This window comes from Amycolatopsis anabasis, from assembly GCF_009765355.1.
Classification (GTDB): domain Bacteria; phylum Actinomycetota; class Actinomycetes; order Mycobacteriales; family Pseudonocardiaceae; genus Amycolatopsis; species Amycolatopsis anabasis.
Window position 1 is genome coordinate 1 of record NZ_VTHK01000100.1, and the last position, 18,640, is coordinate 18,640.

Below are 18,640 nucleotides of genomic sequence, written 5' to 3' on the forward strand. Positions count from 1 at the left end.
GACCTTGTCCGACGCCGGAAATCCAGTGGTATGGGTGCCCGCCCGGGCGGTTGGCCTCGTCGGCGACGAAGGTCCGAGCGAGATCGACGAAGACGCAGCCCTCCTCGCGGTGCTCACCGAGATCCGCGGCAAGGCGGCCATCCTCTGTGGATTCTGCGACGACTGGCGCCGCGCCGAGGAACGCTCGCCGGGGTTTCCGCTCATCGGGCTGATCGCCCCGCCCGCGGACACCACGACGCTCAACGGGACACCGATCGCGGGCCGGGACATGGACCTGCGAGTACGGCTGATGTTCATGAACCGCCTGCACGAAAGCATCGCCGGCACGGCGTCCATCAGCCTCGCCGCCGCCTCGCGGACGACGGGTTCGGTCGTCGCCGCCGTCAGCGAGCATCGGCAGGCCGGCACGCTGCTGATCGGGCATCCCTCCGGGATCACCCCGGTCAAGGTCACCACGACCGGGAACGGCGCACCCCCGGAAGGCGGCTTCGCCATGCTCGGTTTCAGCCGTACCGCCCGCCGTCTCATGGACGGGAACGTCTACTACCCCCGGTCGATCCTGGACGCGACGTCCTAGTCCCGAAGTCCGACAGTCCACTAAGGACACCGTAGTGCCGCGGTGCCTTCCTGACCGTGCCCGGAAAACCCCCGACTTCCCTCAGATCGCCTGTCAACGACGATATGCGAAACCGTGGAGTGTCCGATGACAACGCCGTCTCCTTCTCGTGTGGGTACCGCCCTCGCCACCGACAACGCCGCTCTCGCCGCGCGGCTGGACCGGCTTCCGGTCGCCACCCGGACACACCGGCGGCTGGCTTGGCTGCTCGGGTATTTCTTCCTGTTCGATCTCTTCGACCTGTCGGCGTTCGGATATACGGCACCGGCGATCCGTGCCCACTGGAAACTCACCCTCGGCGAGGTCGGTCTCGCCACGTCCGTCGCGTTCCTGGGCATGCTGTTCGGCGCCGTGCTCGGCGGGCGGGCTTCGGATCGCTGGGGACGCAAGCCCGTGCTGATCGCGGCGGCCGTCGGCTATTCGCTGTGTTCGCTGCTGACCGGGCTGGCACCGAACTTCGCGATGCTGGTCGCCGGCCGCCTGCTCACCGGGATGGGGTTGCAGGCGATGACCGGGGTGCTGCTGGTGGTGGTCAGTGAAATGTTCCCGAGTCACCTGCGCGGACGCTACCAGTCGGTGCTGCTGGCGATCGGAATCAGCGGGGTGCCCGTGTCGGCTTTCGTGGCCTGGCTGGTGATCCCGACCGGGGCGGAGGCGTGGCGGTGGGTCTATGTCATCGGGTCACTCGGCATCGTCGGTGTGTTCTTCGCGGTACGATTCATGCCGGAATCCCCACGGTGGCAAGCCATGCACGGACGCGGGGAGCGGGCACGGGGCCTCGTGGAGCGGCTGGAGGCCGAGGCGGTGCGACGCACCGGCGAACCGCTCGCGGAACCCGTACTCCGGCCGGTGGCCCCGCCGGGACGGGTGCGGGAACTGGCCACGGCGCGGTACCTCAAACGCACCGTGGTGGCCTCGATTGCGATGATCCTGCTCATCCTGAGCGTGTACGGGTTCAATTCGTGGGTGGCGACGCTACTCGTCGAGCGCGGTCACAGCCAGTCCCAGGCGTTGACGATCGCGATCGTCCTCGCCGCGGGATCGGTGCCCGGGGCGCTGGCACCGTATCCAGTGGTGGATCGCTACGAACGCAAGACACTGATCCTGGTGCTCGCGGTGATCGCCGCCGCCAGCGTGCTGACCTTCGGGCTGGTGCGGCAGAACGTGGTCATGGTCGCCGGAGGATTCCTGTTCACCATGGCGGTCCAGGCCATCGTCGCCGTGCTCTACACCTATCTCCCGGAGATCTATCCAACCCAGCTGCGGGTCGTGGGTTCCGGGATCACCAACGGTCTCGGCCGCGTCGCCGGTATCGCCGGCGCGTTCATGGTGACCGCCGTGTTCACCGCCTTCGGCTTCACCGCGGTGTTCGTCTACCTGTCCGGGACGGTACTGCTCCTGGGAATCGTGCTGGCCGTAGCGGGCGAACACACGACAAACAGGGCCCTGGAAGAGATTTCCCGCTGACATGGACGGCCGACCACGCGCACGTCGATGACTCGTTGGGCACCACTTGTCTGGCGATCCGCACCGTCTGGGGCCCAGTCGGCCGTGTCAGTGGGCAGGAGTGAGCCGGTTCGCTACGGTCTCGCAGGCAAGGCGCACCACGGCCCGCAGCTCGGCGTCCGATGCGCCGGCGCGGCTGAGCACGGCGAGGGATTGGTTGACCGCGACGATGTAGGTGGCGAGGTCGTCGAGCATCGTGGGGTCGACGTGCGGATCGTCGAGCGCGGCCCGGATCCGCGCGTGCTGGAGGTCGAGCAGACCGCGGACGTGGGTGGCGCTGGGGGAAGTCAGCACGGCTGACTGAGCCGCCGACTGGGCGATGAGGCATCCCTTCGGTACGGCGGGGTCGTCGATCCTGGCCAGGACGACTTCGAAGAACGCTTCGATGGCGCGGACCGGGTCGCCGGGGTGGGCGGTCAGCGCGTCCTCGTAGCGGGCGCCGTACGTCGCGGAATAGCGGTCCAGCGCGCGGCGGAACAGCTCGTCCTTGCCGCCGAAAGCGCCGTAGAGAGATCCGCGGCCCAGCCCGGTGGCCGCGCCGAGCATGTCGAGCGAGGCGTCGGCGTATCCACGCTGCCAGAACACCGCCATGGCCTTGTCCACGGCTTCGTCAACATCGAACTGCTTGCGGCCCGCCATGTCTCGCCTCCCGTCTCACCGGCTCGGTGTGAGCCTACCTACTTCTTGGAACGAACAGTACAAGAATCATGGACCGATCAGTCCAAGATGGTTTATGGTCGGTGCATGTCCGTTGTCGATGACATACCCGCCGCCGTCTCCAGGCGCGCGAAACTGGGTTTCTGGCTTGTGGCCGCGGTGTACGTGCTCGCCATGCTCGGCGGCACGCTGCCGGTACCGCTCTACGTCTTCTGGGCTCCGCGCATGGGGTTCGGCCCGTTCACCACGACCGTGATCTTCGCGATCTACGCGTTGGGCGTGGTGGTGTCGCTGCTGCTGTTCGCCTCGTTGTCGGATCGCTCGGGCCGGCGCCCGCTCCTGCTGGCGTCGCTGGTCGTGCTCGCGGCCAGCACGGTGTGCTTCCTGATGGCCCGCGACGTCGGATTGCTTCTCCTCGCCCGATTCCTGTGCGGTCTCGCCACCGGGGTGACCACGGCGACGGCGACGGCGGCGCTCGAAGAGCTCGCCGGGCCCGGACATGGCCGGCGCGCGTCGATGACGGCCACCGGGGCGAACCTGGGCGGACTGGGACTCGGCACCGTCATCGCCGGCCTGTTCGCCCAGTTCATCCCGGATCCCACGCACCTGGTGTTCTGGTGCTACCTCGCCGCGCTCGTCCCGGCCGCCGTCGCGATCGCCTGCACTCCGGAGACCGTCCGGTCACCCCGGCGTCCCGTGCTGACGGTCCGCCGTCCCACGCTTCCGGCGGACCGTGCGAAGCGCGGCCGGTTTCTGTCCTCGGCCGCCGCGGTGTTCGCGGCGTTCGCGGTCAACGGCCTGTTCTCCTCGCTCGTCCCCGGGTTTCTCCACGACACGCTTCAGGTGCGCAGTGTCGCGGCCGTCGGCGCGGAGGTCGGCCTGCTGTTCGCCGTGGCGCTGGTCGCACAACTGGCCACACCCGGCCGGTGGCTGGCTTCCCCCGTGCTCGGGCCTGTGCCCCTCGTCATCGGGGTCGCGATGTTCGAGACCGCGCTCTGGACCCGGTCACTGCCCGCGTTCGTCGTCGGCACGGTGTTTGCGGGAATCGGGGCGGGGCTCATGTTCCGGCGTGGTGTCGCGGTCACCGCGCGCCTCGCCGACCCGGACCGCCGCGCCGACCTGTTCGCGTCCTACTTTCTGGCCGCCTACGCCGGAACGATCGGCCCGACGCTTGCCCTCGGCCTCCTCGACCAGGTGATCAACCAGAACGTCGCGACGCTCCTGCTGGCCGTCGGCGTCGGTGCGATCGCTCTGGCCACCACGCTCACACGCGCCAGCGTCGGCGACACCCATGGCCTCGACGAGGACGGCCGCCACGCGTGATCATTTCTGTGGGCGAACACGCGCCGGCCAGTTTGGCCATTGGCGGTGGGAACTACGAGCGTTCTTCGATCCGCGTCATGTAGTCCCGAATGATCGAGACGTATTCGCGGCGAAGCGGCTCCTCTTCGAGATAACCCATGTGGGCGGCGCCGGACTGCGTGACGTGCTCGGAGTCCGGGATTCGGCCGGCGATGTCCGCGAGGTGCGAGGGAACGCATTCGTCGAACTCTCCGCCGAGGACCAGTGCGGGAACTCGGATACGGTCGAGTTCGCCGAAGATGTCCCAATCCTTGAGGGTGCCCGTAACGTGGTAATCGGCCTGGCCGATCATCGTCCTGAACGTCAGCATGCTCATGCGATCCGGGTCGAGGCTTACCGACGAGGTGCGCACCACCATGGCTCGCAGGTACTCGCCCTGGGCGACCAGGTAATCGGGATTGTCCGTCTCTCCTCTGAGTTCACGACCATGGGTACGGTCCAGAACATCACCCGGTAGCCGCGCCAGCAATTCTCGTACCTCTTCGGTGAACCGGGGTACGCTGGCCAACCCATTGGCACAGATCAAACTCGTCCAGTCGGGCGCTCGCTGCGCGGCATACTGAAGGCCGAGCATGGCTCCCCAGGAGTGGCCATAGACGTGCGGGCGTCGCAGGCCGAGACCGTCGATGACCGCGCCGAGTTCGTCGAGGAAGCGCTCCACTGTGAGCAACGAGGTGTCGTCGATCGGGTCCGAACGACCTACCCCGAGCTGGTCGTACCAGACGACTTCACGCTCCTGGGCAAGCGGTTCGAACGCCTCGAACAACAGATCGCTCGGATAGCCCGGCCCGCCGTGCACCAGGAGAAGCGGCACGCCACCGCTGCCCGATCTGCGGTACCAGACCTTACCTCCTGGCACGGCGATCTCGCCCTCAACCATGTCGACCCGGGAACCGCTCATCCGCCTGCCACCCCTTCCACGGCCTTGCCGGAACCATTCTGTGAAAGCGCAAACAGAATCATGCCGCCTCGCCCGCCGGCATGGGATAGGCGTACTCTTCGACCCGGTCGATGAGGCCGTCCTCGAAGCGGAAGTACATCGCCGCGTGGAGCTCACTGCGGGACCCGTCGGACATGGCCAGGTGAAGTACCTGCTGGTGGAGCACCTCGTTCGCATTCCGGAACTGGCGGATGACGTCGTACCGTAACGAATCGACGGTGGCGGCAAGCGGGCTGAGCTGCTTCAGTTTCTCGTCGATCGTCTGCTGGCCCGCGCCGTCGTTGTGCCACACGGTGGCCTTGTCGGTACACATCGCGCGCATACCGGCGAAGTCATAGGACTCCAGGTGCCGCAGCCACTGAAGCGCTTTCTCGGCAATATTCTGCCCCATACCTCGTTCTCGTTTCATCGTTGTCGGCACGCTGGGTGAAGGTAAGGCCGGATCGGCGATCTCCAGCATAGCGACGAAACCTCGGAACGTAAGGCTTGACTTACCCTTCCGTGTCAGGCAGAGCGGTTTGGTCACGAAAACGCCCTCGGCTCATATCTCGTAAAAGGTACCCCCCTTTTTTTTCCTGTCTTTCTCCGACCGATACCGACGCGCGCACCGCCGGGACCCAGGACGCCGCCACCCACCGCCTCGGTCATACAGGGGGCAGGCGAGTGTCGATCGTCGCCACGCGCCGGCCGATCGCCAGGACGTGCTCGAGCCGTTTCACCAGCGCCGCGTCGCCGGTGGTCTCCTCCGCCATAACCGGCGCCGTACGCCCCTCCTTCTGCGCGTGTAGCGCCCGCATCGTCGTGATCCAGTCGGCCCGGACCAGGATGTCCGGTGGCGTCCGCGGAGCCGTCAGCTCGAAGTGCATCCCGGTCGGGCCGAATACTGTCGTCCAGTACTCGGTGCCGGTCGGCGCGCCGTCGAGCTGGTAGGTCATGGTGTAGGTCCCGCCCAGCGCGGCGGCCGCGTCGCGCACTTCGACCGATTCCGCGAGCAGCTGGTTCATCTGGTCGACGTGTGCCGGGGACATGAAATCCGGGGTGTTCAGGAGAGTTCCTCCCTTGTCGTTCGCCGCTGATGTCGAGTATCGGGCAGCCGGACACGCTCACGCTTCACACAGGAGTCGAGAAGTTCGCGGGTGGACTTGCGACGGGCGTCGCCCAGGCGCTGCGACATCTGTCGCGCGAATCAGGCGGCCCTCGCGTCGGCTGTCGCTCGTAATCCGGACATCGCCGAGGCAAAGTGGGGGCACGCCCGAACGACGGGGAAGGTGAGTGCCATGGCTGACGACCTGCAGGAGATCGTCGATGACCTGGCCGAGCGGCTGCAACGGTCGGTGGCGATCGATGATCCGTCGATCCGGCTGCTCGCGGCGAGCCGGCATTTCGGTGACGAGGACAGCGTTCGGGTGTCGTCGGTGCTCAACCGCTCGATCGACGCGGACCTCCAGGAGCAGGTCCTCGCCCAGGGCATCGCGCAGTGGACGAGCCCCGGCCGGTTGGTGGTGCCCGTGGCCGGGACGCGACCACGGCTGTGCGTGCCGGTGCGCTGCGCCGGGCTGCTGCTGGGTTACCTGTGGCTCATCGACTCCGGCTCGTCACTGGACGAGCACCACCAGGAGCTGGCCAGGGAGGCCGCCGAGCGCGCAGGCGTGGTCCTCTACCGACGCCTCGTCGTGCACGAGCGCACCAAGGCCCGGCACGAGGCGATCCTGTGGGAGCTCGTCTCCTCCGATCGCGCCCTCCGTTCCCAGGCCGTGGAGGACTTGCGGGCCGAGCAGCTCTTCCCGGCCGGCGCGACGCGGTTCCAGGTCATCGGAGTGCGGCACCCCGGCCCGGACGGCGTCGCCGCACCGCAGGACGTGGCCCTGGAGTCCGCGGTCGAGGACGCCCGGAGCCTCCTGATCCAGGGGTGCGCGCTCATGGCTGCCAGCAAGTCCCGGGCGTGGCTGGTGCTCGCCCGGCGCGAACCGCCCTCCCGCACGGAGATCGACGCGATCTGCGCGCGGCTCGTGGCGCGGTTCGACCGGCTCACCGGTGACGGTGGGCAGCTCGTGCTCGGCGTCGGCGGTGTCGTCGACCGCGTCGAGCACGTCGCCGATTCTTACCGGCAGGCCTTTCTCGCGGCGCGCGCGGCGCGGCTCGTGCCCTCGCTCGGACCGGTCGCCCGGTGGCGTGAACTGGGACCCTACGAGTTGCTGCTGCAGATGCCCGTCGACGACCTGGTCGCCGCGTCGCGCGTGCCCGCGCTCGTCGCGCTGGAGTGTGAAGCCGGCCATCGCGGATTCGTCGCCACCTTGGAAACGTTTCTCGACAACGCGGGCGACGTCGCGCGCACCGCGCAGCAGCTCAGCGTCCACCGCGCGACGCTGTATCACCGGCTGAAGCGGATCGAGCAGCTCACTGGTTGCGCGCTGAGCCGGGGCGAGGATCGACTGACCCTGCATCTGGGACTGAAGATGCGCAGACTGGCAGCGGGCTACCACGCCGAAACCACGTCGGCTCCTGCCGAAGGTGAGCCGCCGAGAATCCGCTCGGTGTCCTGATCGGACACCGCGAGCGCTCACTCCGGCGGCGTCATTCCGAGCGTCTTCGCCACGAAGGCGAGCCATTCCGTTTCCTGGGTGAGCAGGACCTCCTTGTCGGTGGCCCACCCGTGCCCGGAGTCGCGCCAGATGCGGACGAACACGGGCGAGCCGCCAGTCGTGGCCGCCTGCAGGCGGGCGGCGAACTTGCGGGCGTGCCATGGTGGGCACCGCGGGTCGGTGTCGCCGGCCTCGACGAAGACCGCCGGGTAGCCGACCCCGTCGCGCACCAGATGGTAGGGCGAGAACCCGGCGAGACGCCGGACCTCGTCCGGGTCGTCGATGCGGGCGAATTCCGTGTTGACGACGAAGCGGCCGTAGCCGTCGCGGCAGGCGCCGATGAGGTCGAAGATCGGCACGCGTGGCGCCACCACGCGGAAGAGCTCCGGCCGCTGCGTCGCCGCCACGCCGCACAGCAGTCCACCGCCCGAAGCACCGGTCAGCGCGAGCAGGTCCGGGCTGGTGACCCGGGTGGCGATGAGGTTCTCCGCGATCGCGTACAGGTCGTCGTAGCCGTTCTGTTTGGTGCGCTGGCGGCCGCCCTCCCACCAGTCCCTGCCGAGCTCGCCGCCGCCGCGCAGGTGCACGTGCGCGAACACGCCGCCGGAGGCGACGAACGCCGCCATCGTGCCGGGGAACTGCGGGATCCACGGCGCGCCGAACCCGCCGTACCCCCACAGCAGCGCCGGGCGGGGCCGGTCCAGCGGCACATCGCGGCGGCGCACCAGGTGATACGGCACCCGGGTGCCGTCCTCCGAGGTGGCCCAGCCGTCCTCGACGAGGCAGTCCTGCAGCCGCACGGCGGGTTCTCGCAGCGTCTCCAGCCGTGACTCGCCCGGTCGGTGCCGGTAGACGCCCCACGAACTGGTCAGCGTCGAGAACGCGAACACCAGCTGCTCCTCGGCGGCCGGTCCGACGATGTTCATCATCGGGAACGGCATCTCGCCCAGCGCGCCCTTGCCCGGCAACGGAACCGTCCCGCGGGGCGCGCCGTCGCGGTCGACGACGCGGAGCGCGGCGTAGGTGTCGACGAACTCGTGCACGTACAGGATGTCACCCGCCGGGTGCACGGATCGGATCGTCACGTCGGACTCCGGCACGATCGTGCGCCACGCGGCGGGGTCGTTCGGGGTGACGTTGTCCAGGCCGATCGCCACCACGCGGCCGCGTGGTGCTCCGGCATCGGTGACCGCGATCCACTCGTCGCCGATCAGGAAGCCCGCGAGGTTCAGCGAAGCGTCGGTGACGAACTCCCGCCATGCCGGAGCCGCCGGGTCGGACAGGTCCGACACGGCCACCGGAACGGGATCGAGCAATCCCTGCACCGCCACCACATGCCTGCCATCCGCCGAAGCGACCACGGCGCGGTAGTCGTCGCCGGACAGCCACGGCACGTCGACGGCGACCGTCGACGGTGTGCCGCGCCGCAGGTGCAGCCACACCTGGTGCGCCACACCGGCTGGATCGTCGTCGGTGCCGGTGAAGTAGAACCCGGACGAGTCCGGCAGCCACTTCGCCCCGCCGGTCCAGTTGTCCTTGAGGACCTGCGTGGGCGGGTCCGGCAGCGGTGCACCGCTCGCGACGTCCACGAGCCGGATCGTGTTGCGCTCGCTGCCGTCGGTGCACACCCCGACCGCGAGCACGGTGCCGTCGGGCGACGGCGAGATCCACGACAGGAACGGCGGTTTCCCCGGGTTCTCCGCCGACGGGTCGAACAGGACCCGGCCCTCACCGTAGGGCTCGCGGGCCACCAGCACACTCGGCCGGACGGCACCGGGGACCGGCTCGATCCGGAACCAGCGCCCGCCCGCGGCCAACGGCACCGCGCCAAACCGCTCGGAATCGTAGCGCGCCACCAGCTTGCGCAACCGATCGAAGTACGGCCAGTCCCGCACGTACGCGGAGGCCGCCTTGGCCTGTTCGTCCTGCCAGGCGTCGACCTCGTCGGTGCCCGCTTCCAGCCACCGGTAGGGGTCGGCGAACCGGACCCCCGCCACCTCGTCGACGTCGTCGCCGGTGCGGGTGGCCGGTGGTTCGATGATGCTCACTCGTGCTGTCCTTTCCTCACCCGGCGGAAGTCCCGGTACGTCTTCGTCAGCCCAGCACCGTGCCCGAGTTCTCCGTCCTGAATGGACGTTTGCGGGAGAACGCGGCCAGGTTTATCTCCAGCCCGGTGTGTTCGCCGACGAACCGCGCCGGACGTTCGTCGTGGTCCACGCCTTGCTCGGTCTGCTCGATGATCGCCGCCAGGAACTTTCCGACGACCGGCGCGTTCTTGAACTGGTTCCCGCTGGTCCCCATGGCGACGTAGAAGCCGTCCAGCTCGGTGCGGTCGTAGATCGGCGTCCAGTCGTCGGCGACGTCGTAGACCCCGACCACCCCGCGAGCGCGGTGGGGAACCGCCAATTCCGGAAGCCGGCGCGCGGCGCGCGTCACCTGCGCCGCGAACACGGCCATCGTCGGATGCGGATTGACGGCGTCCGGATCGTCGATCCACTCGAGCGGATCGCACGCCGGCTCGGTGCCGCCGATCAGCAGCCCACCACCGGCCTCACCCCGCAGGTACGTACCCAGATCCAGATCCGCGACAGCGATCCCGATCCCGTCACGCAAGCGATACCCCGCTGGAGCTCTGACGTGCGCGACCTCCTGACGCAGCGGCCGCGACCGCACGGTGAAGTCCGCACCGACCCCGGCGAGCTCGTTGACCCTGCCCGACCACGGGCCCGCGGCGTTGACCATCACGGCACACGGAATCCGGGTGCCGTCCGCCAGCGTCACCGCGGTCACCCGGCCGTGCGCCCGCTCGACGCCGCGCACGGTCGTGTGGAACCGGAACTCGGCGCCGTGCACCCGAGCGGCGTCGGCGAGGTTCTGTGCGGCCAGCTGGGGGTCGCTGACGAAACCCGCGTCCGGCGTGTAGACCGCGCCGAGCGTGTCGCTGGTTTCCTGCCAGAACCGGTCGTCGTCGATGCGCTTGGGTGGCCAGTACCTGCCGGCGTCGATGCCCGGGATCCGCTCTCGCAGCTCCGCGCCGGTCCACTCCTCGAACGGGACACCGACGTCGGTGAACAGCGGCAAGTACGCCGACCGCGGCAGGATGTCCACGTCCAGCATCGCGATCCCGCACCGCACGAACCGGGCGGGCTCCCCGACGTCGCAGCCGAGGTGCTCGGCCCACGACCGCCAGCCGAACTGCGCCTCCCAGGCCGCGGCGACACCGGTCAGCGTGGAAAAGTTGAATCGCACCACCGCGCTCGAGGCGCTCGTGGAACCGTGTCCCGCCCCGCCGGTCTTGTCGACGACCGTCACCCGCCTGCCCTGCCGGGCCAGTTCCCACGCGATCGACGCGCCGATGACCCCCGCGCCGATCACCACGACGTCCGTGGCCATGGCCTGCTCCCTCCCCGGCTCGGCCGCGTGCGTCTTCTGTGCACCGGCCACAACGGATCGTGTCATTGTCGGCGGTGGGGGAACCGCGAAGCATCATGCGTCAGCCGGAAATTCGGCGACGGTGCGCGCGACATCGGTCGAAGCCCGCCCTGTTCGACGTTTGTCTGACCGGCGACGAAGATCGTCCGGCAATCGTCTGTGGTAACGGCAGGCGGCCGAGAAATAGAGTGATCGTCCACAAAGGAATCGGCCGGGGGGGGGAGGATGGGCGCGATGACCGGCGAACGACCGGGTTACCCCGTAGCGAGAACCGTCGATGCCCAGGACACCGTCATGGGCGTCAGCTTCCCCGATCCCTACCGATGGCTGGAAGACGATTCCGCCGAAGCGCAAGCGTGGCAGCGGGCACAGAACTCCCTCACCGACGCGTTCGTCGGGGACTGGCCACATCTGGCCACCCTCCGCGCCTCGGTCGACCAGTGCGTCGCGGACGGCACCGGCTCACCCAACTGGATGGTCGATCCGGCTCCGCGATTCGCCGGCGGCCGCTGGTTCCGCCTTGACCGGACTCCCGCGCCGCACTACCCGGACCGTGCCGTCCTCACGGTCTCCGATGTCGCGGACGGTCCCGGGCAGGTGCTGTATGACCCCAACGACGACCGAACCCGGCAGATCTCGTGGTTCGCTCCCTCCCCGGACGGGACGATCGTCGCGCTCGGGGTCTGTGAGGACGGCTCCGAACTCGGCGAGATCTGGTTGCTGGACACCGAAACCCGCGAGCGACTGCCCGACCGGATCCCCCAACCGACGATGGGGCCCCTGGTCACCCCGCAGTGGCTGCCGGACAGCTCCGGGTTCTTCTACACGGCAGGCGACCTGTCCTCGGAGTCGTTCGCCTTCCGCGCGTACTTCCATCCGGTAGGGGGCGAGCCCGCCACCGACCCCGAACCGGTCGATGTCGTCCACGCACCGACCGTCCAGGTGGCCGCGGACGGCAAGCACGCCGTCGTGACCGCCGTATGGCCGCTCCCCCAGTACGTGTGCGAACTGCCGCAACGAACGTGGCGACCGTTCGTCCAAGGACTCGACTCATCGGTCGCAGGCGTCATCGACGGTGATCGGTACGTCGCGATCACCAACCACGGCGCACCCCGCGGCCGAATCGTCGCGATCCCGTTCGACAAGCCGGATCCTTCGGACCCGGCCACCTGGCGGGAACTGGTGCCGGAATCCGGCCGTCTGCTCAGCCATGTCCGGTTGATCGGCAACCGTCTGGTGGTGACCGGATCGATCGACACCGAAGCACACGCCTGGGTCTTCGACCGTGACGGGCGAGAACTGGAGGAGGTGCCGCTGCCCGGCCGGGGCGCCCTGCCGCTCGACGTGCTCCCAACCGCCGCCTTAGCCCCCGACGGCCACCCGGACGAGTTCGTGTTCCTGTTCTCCACCCCCACCTCCTCACCCGGGCTGTACCGCTACCGCCTGGGCTCGAGGCAGCTGGACACGCTACGAGTACCGCGCGTTCACCTGCCGGGCGCGACTGCCTCACTTCGCTGGGCGAAGTCCGCGGACGGCACCGAAGTGCCCTACCACCTCGTCCTGCCCGACGGCGCGGACGGGACGCGACCGCTCCCGGCTCTCATCACCGCATACGGTGGCGGCCGGGTCGCCTGGCCGGCGCAGTTCCCCGGCCCCGCCGCGGCTTTCGTCGCGGCCAGCGGAGCACTCGTCATCTCCCACCAACGCGGCGGCAGTGACCTCGGCGTCGACTGGGCCGACGCCGGACGCGTCGAGAACAAGCAGAACAGCTTCGACGACCTCTACGCGATCGCCGAACACCTCATCGCCACCAGCGTGACAACACCCGAGCAACTCGCGGTCACCGGATGGAGCAACGGCGGCATCATGGCCGGGATCGCGTTCACCCAACGCCCGGACCTGTGGGCAGCCGTGGTGCCCCAGTGCCCGATCCTCGACATCATCGGCTGCCACCGGCACCCCTACGGCCGATTCGCCATCAACGCGGAATACGCCGACCTCGGCGACCCGGACGACGTCGCCCGCCTCGCCGGGATGTCGCCGTACCAGCTCATCAAAGACGACGTGACCTACCCGGCGCTCTACGTCCACGCGGGCGGCGCGGACGTCGCCTGCCCGCCCGGTCCTTCCCGCAAGTTCATCGCGCGACTGCAAGCCACGACGGAAACCACGAACCCAGTGTTGCTGCGCGTTTGGGATCGCATCGGGCACGGAACGGCCACCAGCAGGTCCGAAGGCATCACCCACGCCACCCACTGGCTCGCCTTCCTGATGCGGCACCTGGACATGGCACCGCGCGAAGACAGCGCCAGGCATCCCGGAGTCCGGACTACCGGGCGCCACGCAGCGCCGCTAACGTGACCAAGACCTCGACAAGAAGCCCACTCAATATCGGCGGTTCTGCACGTTGCTTCCCGGCGATCTGATTCTTACGGGCACGCCAAGCGGAATCGGCATAAAACGTCACCGCATGTACCTCTGCGCGACGGCAGTGTGCGGCGAGGGTGCCGCGGATCTGATGATGGTGATGCCCGGACTACCCCACACGTTCGTGCTTGATGAATGCGGTCAACGCGTCGACAACTGCGGCGGGCTGCTCGTCGGGAATGAAATGTCCGGCATGTGGGATGACGACGCCTGTCGCGTTGTCTGCCCAGGGGCTGAGGGAAGCGGCCATGTCGGGGATCGAGCCATGGGAGCTGGAGATTCCCAGGACCGGGATGGTCAAGCGCTGTCGGTCAAGAGCGTCATGATTCTTACGCGCGGATTCCGCGGCGTCACGGTAGTAGCCGAGAGACGCTCGGAGACCATCCTCGGCCGCGACAGCGGCGGCGTAATGGTCGATCTCGGCGCTGTCGAACGTGTTCGGGGACAGTGCTTTGACCTTCAAGAACCAGTCAACGTAGTCACGCTCGCGACCGGCGAGCAGTGTCTCGGGAAGATCGGGCACTAGGTGGAACGCGAAATGCCAGGTCTTCCAGGCCCGGTCGGGATCCGTGGGGATGGTGTCCGGGATGGTGATTCCGGGGATGCCGGCGTCAAGCAGGGCGACACCGTGCAGTCGTTCTTCGTACGTCAGGGCTAGCGAGAAGGCAACCCAGGCTCCGATGTCGTGGGCGACGAGCCAGTACTTCGGCACGTTGAGCGCAGTCACCGCAGTCTGGACGCGCGAAGCGACGGTGTGCGTGTCGTAGCTGTCGTGAGGGCGGTCGGAGTGGCCTTGTCCAGGCAGGTCGATCGCGATCACGTGGAATCGCTCGGCAAGGCCCGGCATCGCTTTGCGCCAGGCCCACCAGGTCTGCGGGAAGCCGGCGAGCAGGACGACGGCAGGGCCGGTCGGCCGGCCGCCTTCCACGGCATGAAGCCGGATGCCTTCCGCGTCGACCCAGCGGTGCGTGAATCCCGCAAGGTCGTGCAGCGGCAACCCGGAGATCGAGTTCTGGTCGCAGGAGCGGTTCGTGGCAGTCGCGGCGTCAATCATGTCACTGAGCCTAGCGTATCTTGAACTGTCTAGTTCAAGATACGCTGTGTGGGCGCAACGGCTTGGCTCAGGAACGAGGTGCATGCGTGATGGCCGGAAAGAAGCAGTTCGATGTGGACGTCGTGCTCGACGCGGCGATGATCCAGTTCTGGCGAGCCGGGTACGCCGAGACGTCTCTCGACGACCTCTCCAGGGCGACCAGTTTGAACCGCAGTTCCATCTACTCCTCGCTCGGCGACAAGGACTCGCTCTATCTGCGCTGCCTGGACCGCTACGCCACGCGGTATGGGGATCAGTACGACCATGCCCTTTCCCGTGCCTCGGGGGAGCCGCTGCGGGCGATACGGGAGTTTTTCGGCGTCACACTGAAACGTATCGCTGACCCCGACCTGCCGGACGGATGCCTGGTCGCCCAGACCGCGATGGCGATACCGGTGCTGAGCCCTGACATCGCCGCGCGCGCGATCGAAGCTCTGGGCTTTCAGCGTGCGCGGCTGCGGGCCGCCTTGAACGCCGCGGAGCTGGCCGACGGCGACGCCGACGACTTCGCCGTGCACATCGCGGCGGTCAACCAGTCGCTGGCCGTGATGAGCAGGGCCGGGGCGAGTCAGGAGCAGCTCCACACGATAGTCGACATCAGCATGAGCGCGCTCTCGCAGGCGCTGGACGCCCGGAGCTCGGATCCCGAGTCGTGAGTTCGTTGGCAGCCTGGCTGGTGGATCTCTTCCTCGAGGTCGGGCTCGCGCCGGCGGAGCGCGGAGACCGTGCCCGTCAGCGGGCCGTGGCCGGGACGAGCGCGATCACGGGAATGATCCGGTCGGTCTTTCGCTGATATTCGGCGAAACCGGGGTGGCGTTCGGCCTGGGCGCGGTACTTCTCGTCGCGCTCGGCTCCTTCCAGCTCGACGGCTCGGACGTCCACTGTGCGGTCGCCGACCTCGATCTGGGCATCGGGATTCGCGCGCAGGTTCCAGTACCAGTCCGGGTTGCTGTCGGAACCGGCTTTTGACGCGAAGACGAGGTAGCGGTCTCCGTCGGGCAGGTACATCATCGGATTGACTCGCGGTTTTCCGCTTCGCGCGCCGGTGGTGTGGAGCAACAGCAGGGGAGCGCCGGCGAACGGTCCGCCGACCGTGCCGTTGTTCTGCCGGAACTCCGTGATGATGCGGTGGTTGAACGCTGCCACGTCGTCCATGATGTCGACCTCCTCGTGGTCATGGCCGGTACGGCGCGGGGCCGTCCGTGTGCGGTTTACCGTGCGCTTCGGCGCGGCCGGAAGGCGCCGGAGCATGAAACGGGTACGGGTCTACGGCTTGTCGAAGGCGGCGCGTAGGTGGTCGCCGATCATGGTGATGGCGCTTCGCGCGGTTTCGACGGGTGTGACGTGGGTGAAGCCGTGGTCGGAGTCGGGGAAGTCGTGGTAGCTGACCTCGACTCCGGCTGTGCGGGCGGCGTCGGCGAGTGCGTGCATCTCGCCGCGCAGGGTGTCCAGCTCGCCGGTGAGGACCAGCAGCGGCGGGAAGTCGCCCAGCTTCGGGTATTTGACGGGGGACACGACCGGATCGTCGAGATCAGCGCCCTGGAAGTAGGTGTGGCGAACCATCCGCATCATCCATTGCCCGACGATGGGCCGCTTGCTGGGGCTGGTGCGGCTCGCGTCCGGCAGGGAGAGGTCGCCGACGGCGTATTCCAGGCTGGCGGCCACCGGGGTGGGCTCTCCGTCTTGCAGGGCTTGGATGAGCACGCTGAGCGCGAGCTTGCCCCCGGCGCTAGCGCCGCCCACTGACACTCGGCGCTCGTCCCAGCCCCGCGTCTCCGCCTGCTCGCGAATCCACCGATAGGCGTCGTAACACTGGTGTTCGGCGACCGGGAAGCGGACGGCAGGGGCCACGTCGTAGTCGAGGGCGACCACGTAGCAGCCCACTTCGCTGGCGAGATAGCGCGCGACGTTGTCCTCCTGCTCGGGATGGCGCACCACGAACGCGCCGCCGTGCAGCAGCAGATGGACCGGCGGACGGCGCCTCTCATCGTCAGCGTGCACGGGCGTGTACAGCAGCGCCGGGATCTCGCCATGCCTGGTCGGCACCACGATGCGCTGGGGTTCAGGCACTGGTTTTGTCGCGAACCGCAGCTTCGGCGACGAGAACAGGTACCGGGCCAGAATCGGGAACACGGCCTGGAAGGCGCGGGCGAGCAACGCTGGCCGCACCGCGATTGCCGGGTCCTTGAACGGCATGTGCGGCCTCCTATCCCTCGAGCGTGGGGTAGTCGGTGTAGCCGCGGTGGTCGCCGCCGTAGAACGTGGCCTTGTCGGGGGTGTTGAACGGCCCGCCCCTGGCGAGGCGGTGAGGCAGGTCGGGGTTGGCGAGGAACAGGGCTCCGAAAGCGATCAGGTCGGCGGTGCCGTCCTCGACGAGGCCGAGGGAGTCCTGGCCGGTTGGTTCCGGATAGGTGAACGGGTTGAGCACGAACACCCCCGGCCAGTCCTTGCGCAACCGCTTCGTCAAGTCGCGGTCAGGGCCCTCCAGCAGGTGCAGGTATGCCAGTCCCAGCGGGGCGAGTGCGGTGACGAGCGAGGTGTAGGTCTGTTCCACATCGGACGGATCAGTCTCGGCGATGTCGTTCAGAGGGTTGCCGGGGGAGACGCGGAAACCGGTGCGGGGACCGCCGATTGCCTCGACGACGGCCGTGGCGACCTCGACGCCGAGCCGGATCCGGCCTGCCACCGACTCGCCCCACCCATCGGTGCGCTGGTTGGCGTTCGGAGCGAGGAATTGGTGGATGAGGTAGCCGTTGGCGCCGTGGATCTCTACTCCGTCAAAACCGGCCTCGATCGCGTTGCGTGCGGCGGCGGCGAAGTCGGTGATCGTCCGGGCGATCTCGTCCTCGGTGAGTTCCTTCGGCGTGACGAAGTCCTTCATGCCGTCGTGCGTGAACACTTGGCCCCGCGCCGCGATCGGGGAAGGGCCGACGGGGAACAGTCCGTCGGGCAGCAGGCTGGGGTGGCCGATCCGGCCGGTGTGCATGAGCTGGGCGAAGATCGTGCCGCCCTTGGCGTGTACGGCGTCGGTGACCTGTCGCCACCCGGCGATCTGTGCGTCGGAGTGCAGGCCGGGGGTGTCCGGGTAGCCCTGGCCGATCACCGAGGGCTGGGTGCCTTCGGTCACGATCAGCCCGGCCGAGGCGCGCTGGGCGTAGTAGGTGGCGTTGAGTTCGGTCGGGGTCGCGCCGGGCCCGTAGGCGCGGCTGCGGGTCATCGGGGCCATCGCGATGCGGTTGGGCAGGCGCTTGCCGCCCAGGTCGATAGGGTCGAACGCGGTCGTCATCGGGAGTGTTCCTCAGGCGGTAGTAGGGGTAGTTCTGTCGTGGTGGTCAGGCTGGGGTGAGGACGGTTTTGCCGGCGAGGCGTCCGGCGGCGGCCTCGTCGTGGACGGCGGGCAGGTCCGAGAGCGGGCGGCGGGCGGCGACGTCGATGCGCAGTTCGCCACGGTCGACGCGGGTCACGAGTTCGGCGAGTTGGTCTGCCCTGCCGAGCACGAACACCCGTGCCGTGCGGATGCCGCGTCCGGGGTCCTCCGGAGGCGGGGTGGTGGTGCTGACCAGCGCGCCACCGTCGGCGACCAGATCGGCGAGCGCCGCGGTCTCCTCCGGCGTGGTCACGACGAGGTTGACCACGACGTCGAACGGAGCGCCCTGCGCGGTGAGCGGGCCGTTGCCGTAGTCGAGGTAGCCGATGATGCGGTCGGCACCATCCCGGCGGAGCCGGGCCGCATGGCGGTGACTCGCGGTGGCGGTGACCCGCGCCGCGGCCTGGTGGGCGAGTTGCACGGCGTATCCGCCGACAGCGCCGCCGGCCCCGTTGATCAGGATCGTCTGGCCCGCGCGCAGGTCGGCGAGTTCGAACAGCGCCTGCCAGGCGGTCAGTCCGCCGACTGGCAAAGCGGCCGCGTCCGCAAGCTCGACCGTTCGCGGTGCGGTGGCCAGGGTGTCCGCGGGCGCGACGACGTAGTCGGCGGCGGCGCCGTCGGCGTCCATCGGCAGGAACGCTACGACGGCGTCACCGAC

The 18,640-nt window shown here is 68.6% G+C and carries 17 protein-coding genes; 6 read left to right on the top strand and 11 right to left on the bottom strand.

The features are described from left to right. A partial coding sequence (locus FXO23_RS48760; protein WP_281356752.1) for a PrpF domain-containing protein occupies positions 1-577 on the top strand: 577 nt, incomplete at its 5' end. Positions 578-727: 150 nt separating this feature from the next. Beyond that, positions 728-2,083 carry an MFS transporter gene (locus FXO23_RS48765; protein WP_158895731.1) on the top strand — a complete coding sequence of 452 codons (1,356 nt, stop codon included), beginning with the start codon at positions 728-730 and terminating at the stop codon, positions 2,081-2,083. Between the two features lie 87 nt (positions 2,084-2,170). Here FXO23_RS48765 and FXO23_RS48770 read toward each other — a convergent pair whose 3' ends face one another. Then, a complete protein-coding gene (locus FXO23_RS48770) occupies positions 2,171-2,761 on the bottom strand; it encodes a TetR/AcrR family transcriptional regulator (protein WP_158895733.1) in 591 nt (196 codons plus the stop codon). A 105-nt stretch (positions 2,762-2,866) separates the two neighbouring features. Between FXO23_RS48770 and FXO23_RS48775 the strand changes: the two genes are divergently transcribed. Then, positions 2,867-4,102, top strand: a complete 1,236-nt coding sequence (locus FXO23_RS48775) for an MFS transporter (RefSeq protein WP_246258579.1) — start codon at positions 2,867-2,869, stop codon at positions 4,100-4,102. A gap of 52 nt (positions 4,103-4,154) precedes the next feature. Here FXO23_RS48775 and FXO23_RS48780 read toward each other — a convergent pair whose 3' ends face one another. From FXO23_RS48780 to FXO23_RS48790, 3 genes are all read right to left on the bottom strand, one after another. Further along, complete coding sequence (locus FXO23_RS48780) at positions 4,155-5,042, bottom strand: proline iminopeptidase-family hydrolase (protein ID WP_158895734.1); 888 nt, start codon at positions 5,040-5,042, stop codon at positions 4,155-4,157. A gap of 58 nt (positions 5,043-5,100) precedes the next feature. After that, positions 5,101-5,541, bottom strand: coding sequence for a nuclear transport factor 2 family protein (locus FXO23_RS48785; protein WP_218952424.1), 441 nt, complete (start codon positions 5,539-5,541; stop codon positions 5,101-5,103). A 184-nt stretch (positions 5,542-5,725) separates the two neighbouring features. Further along, positions 5,726-6,109 carry a hypothetical protein gene (locus tag FXO23_RS48790; protein ID WP_158895736.1) on the bottom strand — a complete coding sequence of 128 codons (384 nt, stop codon included), beginning with the start codon at positions 6,107-6,109 and terminating at the stop codon, positions 5,726-5,728. 249 nt (positions 6,110-6,358) lie between these two features. Between FXO23_RS48790 and FXO23_RS48795 the strand changes: the two genes are divergently transcribed. Beyond that, positions 6,359-7,624, top strand: coding sequence for a helix-turn-helix domain-containing protein (locus tag FXO23_RS48795; protein WP_158895738.1), 1,266 nt, complete (start codon positions 6,359-6,361; stop codon positions 7,622-7,624). Positions 7,625-7,641: 17 nt separating this feature from the next. Here FXO23_RS48795 and FXO23_RS48800 read toward each other — a convergent pair whose 3' ends face one another. Both FXO23_RS48800 and FXO23_RS48805 read right to left on the bottom strand, forming a co-directional pair. Further along, on the bottom strand, positions 7,642-9,711 hold the full coding sequence (locus FXO23_RS48800) for a prolyl oligopeptidase family serine peptidase (protein WP_158895740.1): 2,070 nt from the start codon (positions 9,709-9,711) through the stop codon (positions 7,642-7,644). A 46-nt stretch (positions 9,712-9,757) separates the two neighbouring features. Next, a complete protein-coding gene (locus tag FXO23_RS48805) occupies positions 9,758-11,056 on the bottom strand; it encodes an NAD(P)/FAD-dependent oxidoreductase (protein WP_158895742.1) in 1,299 nt (432 codons plus the stop codon). A gap of 273 nt (positions 11,057-11,329) precedes the next feature. On the opposite strand from FXO23_RS48805, the gene FXO23_RS48810 reads away from it, so the two are divergent. Beyond that, positions 11,330-13,456 (top strand): prolyl oligopeptidase family serine peptidase, encoded by a 2,127-nt coding sequence (locus FXO23_RS48810; RefSeq protein ID WP_158895744.1) that lies wholly within the window; start codon positions 11,330-11,332, stop codon positions 13,454-13,456. A 175-nt stretch (positions 13,457-13,631) separates the two neighbouring features. Here the strand turns inward: FXO23_RS48810 and FXO23_RS48815 are convergent, their stop codons facing one another. Beyond that, a complete protein-coding gene (locus FXO23_RS48815) occupies positions 13,632-14,576 on the bottom strand; it encodes an alpha/beta fold hydrolase (RefSeq protein WP_158895746.1) in 945 nt (314 codons plus the stop codon). 89 nt (positions 14,577-14,665) lie between these two features. Between FXO23_RS48815 and FXO23_RS48820 the strand changes: the two genes are divergently transcribed. Beyond that, positions 14,666-15,271, top strand: a complete 606-nt coding sequence (locus FXO23_RS48820) for a TetR/AcrR family transcriptional regulator (RefSeq protein ID WP_179957085.1) — start codon at positions 14,666-14,668, stop codon at positions 15,269-15,271. Positions 15,272-15,347: 76 nt separating this feature from the next. Here FXO23_RS48820 and FXO23_RS48825 read toward each other — a convergent pair whose 3' ends face one another. The 4 genes from FXO23_RS48825 to FXO23_RS48840 all read right to left on the bottom strand — a co-directional run. After that, positions 15,348-15,866, bottom strand: a complete 519-nt coding sequence (locus FXO23_RS48825) for a nitroreductase family deazaflavin-dependent oxidoreductase (protein WP_246258581.1) — start codon at positions 15,864-15,866, stop codon at positions 15,348-15,350. A gap of 15 nt (positions 15,867-15,881) precedes the next feature. Next, positions 15,882-16,811 (bottom strand): alpha/beta hydrolase, encoded by a 930-nt coding sequence (locus tag FXO23_RS48830; RefSeq protein ID WP_158895750.1) that lies wholly within the window; start codon positions 16,809-16,811, stop codon positions 15,882-15,884. Between the two features lie 10 nt (positions 16,812-16,821). Continuing rightward, complete coding sequence (locus FXO23_RS48835; protein WP_158895752.1) at positions 16,822-17,901, bottom strand: alkene reductase; 1,080 nt, start codon at positions 17,899-17,901, stop codon at positions 16,822-16,824. 46 nt (positions 17,902-17,947) lie between these two features. Continuing rightward, positions 17,948-18,640, bottom strand: a 693-nt coding sequence (locus FXO23_RS48840; protein ID WP_158895754.1) for an NADP-dependent oxidoreductase, incomplete at its 5' end; no start/stop codon positions are given.